This window comes from Infirmifilum sp. (genome assembly GCF_049970975.1).
GTDB classification, from domain to species: Archaea; Thermoproteota; Thermoprotei; order Thermofilales; family Thermofilaceae; genus Thermofilum; species Thermofilum uzonense.
This window is the reverse complement of the sequence record NZ_JBMFLX010000085.1, coordinates 1-5,950: the sequence shown is the minus strand read 5'-3', so window position 1 is coordinate 5,950 and position 5,950 is coordinate 1. Positions and strand designations below refer to the sequence as shown.

At 51.2% G+C, this 5,950-nt stretch carries 7 protein-coding genes; 6 read left to right on the top strand and 1 reads right to left on the bottom strand.

What is annotated here, in order from left to right:
* The first annotated feature begins 166 nt into the window (after positions 1 to 166).
* From ACP5KC_RS08435 to ACP5KC_RS08415, 5 genes are all read left to right on the top strand, one after another.
* Positions 167 to 2,677: a molybdopterin-dependent oxidoreductase gene (locus ACP5KC_RS08435; protein ID WP_428287267.1), complete on the top strand. Its 2,511-nt coding sequence runs from the start codon at positions 167 to 169 to the stop codon at positions 2,675 to 2,677.
* A 13-nt stretch (positions 2,678 to 2,690) separates the two neighbouring features.
* On the top strand, positions 2,691 to 3,287 hold the full coding sequence (locus ACP5KC_RS08430; RefSeq protein ID WP_052884030.1) for a 4Fe-4S dicluster domain-containing protein: 597 nt from the start codon (positions 2,691 to 2,693) through the stop codon (positions 3,285 to 3,287).
* A 5-nt stretch (positions 3,288 to 3,292) separates the two neighbouring features.
* Entirely contained in the window at positions 3,293 to 4,138 is an 846-nt protein-coding gene (gene nrfD / locus ACP5KC_RS08425) for an NrfD/PsrC family molybdoenzyme membrane anchor subunit (RefSeq protein ID WP_273434367.1), read from the top strand.
* 47 nt (positions 4,139 to 4,185) lie between these two features.
* Positions 4,186 to 4,821 (top strand): molecular chaperone TorD family protein, encoded by a 636-nt coding sequence (locus ACP5KC_RS08420; RefSeq protein ID WP_273434365.1) that lies wholly within the window; start codon positions 4,186 to 4,188, stop codon positions 4,819 to 4,821.
* Positions 4,822 to 4,939: 118 nt separating this feature from the next.
* A complete protein-coding gene (locus ACP5KC_RS08415) occupies positions 4,940 to 5,269 on the top strand; it encodes a winged helix-turn-helix domain-containing protein (RefSeq protein WP_052884027.1) in 330 nt (109 codons plus the stop codon).
* A gap of 63 nt (positions 5,270 to 5,332) precedes the next feature.
* Here the strand turns inward: ACP5KC_RS08415 and ACP5KC_RS08410 are convergent, their stop codons facing one another.
* A complete protein-coding gene (locus ACP5KC_RS08410) occupies positions 5,333 to 5,680 on the bottom strand; it encodes a YbjQ family protein (protein WP_424739219.1) in 348 nt (115 codons plus the stop codon).
* Between the two features lie 13 nt (positions 5,681 to 5,693).
* Here ACP5KC_RS08410 and ACP5KC_RS08405 point away from each other — a divergent pair, with 13 nt between their 5' ends.
* Complete coding sequence (locus ACP5KC_RS08405) at positions 5,694 to 5,843, top strand: hypothetical protein (RefSeq protein ID WP_428287266.1); 150 nt, start codon at positions 5,694 to 5,696, stop codon at positions 5,841 to 5,843.
* Positions 5,844 to 5,950: the final 107 nt, after the last annotated feature.

Sequence of the window (5,950 nt, the reverse complement as noted above, 5' to 3'; positions counted from 1 at the left end):
CCCTTAAGACTGCTTTTTACTGTAGGAGGTGTAAAGCGCCTCTATAACGCTTTTGCCCGAACTCATCATTATATTTTTCTAGATACATCGATATTTTCACTTAAAAATATTAAGACTTATACATAAATGCTAATAAATAATATTGCATATAACTATATTGAAAAACATGAATACACCCCTCAGCCGCAGAGACTTTATTAAAGCCGCCGGGCTCGCCGGGCTCACAGTTGCAGCGTCCCCACCCACGCTGAGGCTGCTAAGGCCCTCGCAGCCCCAGACTGAGCTTCAAGCCGAGCAGGAGAAGATTGTCCCAAACATATGCATGATGTGTCCCGCCGCCTGCCAGATCCTGGTCCGGGTAAAGGATGGAAAAATAGTGAAGATAGAGGGTAATCCCAAGGGGCCTACAAACCTTGGCAAGATATGCGCTAGGGGTCAGGCAGGGCTCTTCAGGGTTTACAACCCTGACAGGCTTAAAAAACCTCTCCTACGAGACAACCCTGCACAAAGGGGGACGTTTCAAGGTTTCCGGGAGGCCTCCTGGGATCAGGCTTTCGAGGCAGTGGCTTCTCAAGTTAAGAAGCTGATAAGCGAGGGAAGGGTCAAGGAGATATTCATGCTGGGAGGCTGGCCTACATGCCTCTACCTGGAACCATATATGAAGGCCTTCGCCGACACTATTGGAACACCGAACGCTATCGGCATACCAGGGGGTGCCTGTTTCTTCCCAAAGGCATTCGGATGGAGCACAGCACTTGGTGTCGGGGCTCATTCACAGATCTTAACGGACTATGAGAATGTAAAGTACCTTATAGTGATTAGGAGGAACTTCTTCGGCAGTCTAAGCGTCGTTCACGGCACGCGAGCAGGGAGAAAGCTAGGGAACTACAAGCTAGTGGTGGTCGACCCGAGGTTTAGTGAGACTGCAGCAAAGGCTGATGTTTGGATACCTATAAAACCCGGGACGGATCTAGCCTTCCTCCTTGCGTTGATCCACGTAGTGATAAAGGAGGGGCTCTATGATGCAGAATTCCTTCGCAAATTCACAAATGCACCTATGCTGGTTGCTGAAGACGGGTCACCGCTAACAGCTGGAACCGAGGGCGGCAAGACGAAATACCTTGTCTGGGATCTCGCCCAAGGTAAGCCCGTTAAACACGAGGAAGCCATCCTACCGGCACTCGAGGGAGAATACAACCTAGACGGGAAGAAGGTAAAACCTGTCTTCCAGCTCCTCAAAGAGAAGGTGGAGGCATATACTCCTGAGTGGGCTGAGAGTATAACGGGTGTACCAGCCGCTACCATAAGATCTATTGGAATAGAATTCGGCAAGACAAGGCCAGCCGCGGTGGATACCGGGTGGCACGACCCTAAGTACAAGAACAGCGTAATGACGTGGAGGGCCGCCGCCATACTCAACGCTCTTGTAGGAGGACTTGTAAAGGATGGCATACTTATAACCGGTGCTGGGAGCATAGCGGCGCCTCCACCCGATGTAAGCGAGGAGAGCGTGATGAGGATCTGGGGTACGAAGCAGGGCGTGGCTATGGCCTCGAAGGGCTTCACCTTCCAGGGATTCCTGGACGCTATCTTGAATGGTGACCCCTACAAGGTATCGATGCTCTTCATGTTCTCAACCAACATCGCACTGACGGGACCCGACGCTACAAAGTGGCGTGAAGCTATGAAGAAGCTAGAGAAAGTCGTCGCCATCGACATATACCCTGTTGACGCGGTTCTCTACGCTGACATAGTCCTACCCGAGTCCACGTTCTTGGAGCGCGACGACCCCTTATACGCCATAGCCTACGCTCCTGCCCTCGGATTCCAGACGCGAGTCGCAGCTGTACAGCCCGTTTACGACACTAAACACCTCGTGGACATAATCGTCGGGATCTTGAGGAAGCTTGGAGACGACTACTACACCAAGTTCTGGGTCAACCTCGCAAAGGCTCTCGGTGCGGCAGATCCCAACGCCATGGCTGCAAAGCTGAAGGACGCCTACGAGAAGAACGGGGTGCGCGGAATACGCGCGGTACAAGCCTCTGCGAGGAACCTCGACCCAGCGAAACTCGAGTCTGAGGGACTCATAGTCTTGAAAGACTCATCGACTCTTCGAAAAGAAATGATAAACAAGGCTCTTGCAGGTCAGCTTCTCACCCCTACCGGGAGGATAGAAATATTCAGCTTCGCATTGAACAACATAAAGGCAAAGAAAGGCTACCAGCCCTACTGGGATCCGATCGTAGCCTGGGCCGAGCCTGAGGTTCTAGGCAAGGCCGATGGGAGGCAGACCTTCTACCTAACCTATGGCCGCGTCCCAACAATGACCCACACCTCCACAGCGGACGAGCCATTGTTATCCGTCCTTACACCCGACTACAAGCGAATGGCCTGGATAAACAGGAAGGTCGCCGAGAGCCTCGGGATCAAGAAGGGCGACAAGATAAAGCTGGTTAGCATAGCGAACGGCGTGTCCGTGGAGGCCGTGGCTTTCCCAACGGATCTCGTCAGGGAAGACACGATATGGGTCTCAAGCGATTTCGGACATACTAGCGAGGCCTTGCACTACACTAAGTTTGGCGTCCCCTATCACTTCCTCACCTCTGTGAAGGCCGACCCCGTTGCGGGCGGCGTGATGTCGCAAGAGGTGATTGTCAAAGTTGAGAAGGCTTAGAGGGTGAGAAAAGATGGTAAGGTATAGTATGGTTATAGATCTGAACCGATGCATCGGTTGCGGTGCTTGTGTTGCTGCATGCATAGCTGAGAACAGGCGTGAGCAGGCGATGAGAGCTATAAGCGAGGGACTCACAGCTCTCGAAAACTTCAAGAAGAGGACATACGTCAACACCTACATACAAGGGACATTTCCCAACGTCAGCGTGTACTACACCCACATGATTTGCCAGCACTGCGAGAACCCGCCATGTGTCTCCGTATGCCCTACAGGAGCAAGCTACAAGACCCCAGATGGCGTTGTGCTGGTTGACAGCCAAAAGTGTATAGGCTGCGAGTACTGCGTTCAGGCCTGCCCTTACGGGGCCAGGTTCTGGGACGAGTACAAGCGCTCGATAGACAAGTGCACCTTCTGCATTCACAGGGTATCCGCTGGTCAAGAACCAGCATGTGTTTCAACATGTCCAACCAACGCGAGGGTGTTCGGAGACCTAGACGACCCTGCAAGCGAGGTCTCCAAGCTTGTAAGCTCGGGGGCCGCGGTTCCACTCAAGAGCGAAGAAGGAACGAAGCCCAAAGTCTTCTACATATTCCCTATTAGGAAGAGGTGATAGGCGTGATAGAGGTACAACACGCGTGGGATATAAGGATCGTCCTTGACCTAACGCTTGGAGGCATGGGAGTAGCCACGTTCATCTACGCCTTCCTATCATACCTCAAGGGCGAGAAAGAGTTCAGCCTCAAAGCAGCCTTCGCTGGGATGGCATCACTCGTTCTAGGTCTCCTCATACTCGTAACCCACCTTGGAAAACCGGAGGCAGCCATATACACGATGATCTCGCCAAACCTCTACTCAGTAATGACCTGGGGAGTATTCTTTAACATTTTAGCACTAGTCTTCGGCGGTTTATTCGCACTACCCGCAGTAGTCAAGCTCCCATACTCCTCAAACGAGAAAATAATGACTACGCTAGGAGCGATAGGGTCAATATTCTCGTTCCTAGTGATGTCTTACACAGGAACTCTACTCGCGAGGTCCTCGATCCACCTGTGGAGAAGCCCAGCCACACCCCTCTTATTCATACTTCTCTCTCTTTCCAGCGGAGCCGGTCTATACTTCCTGGTATCACATGCTTTGAAGAAAGAAGCACCCCCAATACTGTTGGACTTCTCAGCCCTCACCACCCTCCTAGCACTAGTGACCACGACACTATACATCCTTCTCGCAGACATATCAAGCGAGGCCTACAAGTTCTCCGTGCATCTAATGCTCACCGAGTTCCTCCCAGTAACACTGCTTCTCTACCTTGTGGGCTACGCAGCACCCCTTGTCCTCTACCTGCTTTACAAAGGCAAACCCTCCAAGACACTCCTTATATCTATCGCTCTACTCCTAATCCTACAAAGCTTGCTAGCCAGGCTACTACTCGTATACACGGGCGCTATGGAGCTACCCTGGTGAAGAAAAAAGAAATAAAAAATTATTTTTTTTAACTCTAGGTGTTAAGATTGATACATGACATTCTCTTTAAAGAAAGAGGGCTAATCTACCGTGTTTTAAGCCTGGCGCTCTACACCCCTCTAGACCAGGAAGCACAGGAAGAGTTAAGGCTCGCAGTAGGCCAGCTTAGCAGCATCACGAGCCTTCAGAGCCTCAGGGATGCCGTAAACGGCTTTAGGAACTCCTGGCTAGAAGCCTGGAACATGCCTCGCGAGAAGCTCCTAGAAGAGTATACAAGGCTCTTCACAAACGACTACCCCGAGCTCAAGTGTCCCCCATACGAGACCTTCTGGGTCACAGGCGAGCGCGTAATATACGGCCCCACGATAAAGGACCTAGAGGAGATCTATAAAACTGCAGGACTCGAGCCACAGCCAGGAGTAAAGCTGCCCATCGAGCACGTGGCACTCCAACTTGAGCTAATGCACTACCTTGTATCCTCAAGCCTAACCCAGGAGCAATTCCTCTGCTTACAGGAAAAAATGTTCCAAAACCATATACAGCTGTGGGGCAAGCCCTACGCGGAATGCCTAGAAAGAACGGCACGTCTTAACTGCTATAAGGCCACTGCACTCCTCCTTAGAGACTTCATAAACCTCGAAGAGACTCTCTTTAAAAGCCACTCGTTCTGCGAGGAGGCCTGACTCATCTGTTGTCCGTTTAGCTCAAAAGTCGAAACCTATCTGCCCATCACCCATATCCTATCAGAGCAGTTGAGCTACTTTCGAAAAATATTAGTCTTTGTCGAATAGAATAACTATCATGGTTAAGATCGACGACCTTGAGGTTAAATACAAGGTCTGGCTCGCAAAGGACGGTAAACCCGTAATTGGGAGCGGTGGGGCCAGCCTCCTCAAGGCTATTCTAGAGACAGGGTCAATAAACGCAGCGGCAAACGCCTTAGGATACTCATACAGCTTTGCATGGACCTATCTCAAGAAGATAGAGCAGAGGACAGGACTAAAAGTTGTCGAAAAGACAAGGGGTGGAGAAGAAAAAGGAGGAGCCACCCTGACCCCAGAGGGCAAACGCCTGCTAGAGCTCTATTTAAGGGCTGAAGAGGCTGTGAGAAAAGCCCTCGAGAACATTTAAGACCCTCAACTCGTTCAGAAAAATAGTAGTACGAATACTCCAAAGCTCTCTGAGCTAGTGATTTTATGGTTTGTCCTCAGGCTCAACCAGAGCCGCAGTGCCTGTAGCAGTAACAACGATGAAGCCCTCCAAAATCTCACTCGTCTCGAAATCAACCCCGATGACAGCGTTAGCTCCTAGCTTCAAAGCCTCTCTAACAAGGTCCTGGACAGCCTCCTCTCTAGCCCTCCTGAGCTCACCTATATATGACTCTCCACGACCCCCTACCACCGCCTCAAGCCCAGCAGCAAAACGCCCCAGAGCCCCCCTTGTCCTGACACTAATCCCTGTAACAAGCCCCAAGACACGCAAAACCCTGTAACCCGGGATGCCCGGAGTCGTTACAATTATAACTTGCCTATCCGATGACACGAATAATAATCACGTGGCCTGGCTTATACTTTGCTACAATAATAGAATCGACGACCCTCCCAACACCTCCTCCAAGAACCTCTCCTCATCAACACGCTTTAACGACCTCGCCAAGATGAAGAGTGTAGAGATTTACCCCTGGGCTAGCTTAACAACCGCATAAACTGATCCCGGAGGCTCAGCCCCAAATCACGGGAACTTTATCGGTTCAAGGGAGATTCAGCTACGGCCGCTCTCCTCACGCATCAGGGAGCTCCGGTTGGTCATCAT

Excerpts from the sequence above, each read along its gene's own strand:
- ACP5KC_RS08435 (WP_428287267.1), top strand. The coding sequence starts at position 167 with ATGAATACACCCCTCAGCCGCAGAGACTTTATTAAAGCCGCCGGGCTC.
- ACP5KC_RS08415 (WP_052884027.1), top strand. The coding sequence starts at position 4,940 with ATGGTTAAGATCGACGACCTTGAGGTTAAATACAAGGTCTGGCTCGCA.
- ACP5KC_RS08430 (WP_052884030.1), top strand. The coding sequence starts at position 2,691 with ATGGTAAGGTATAGTATGGTTATAGATCTGAACCGATGCATCGGTTGC.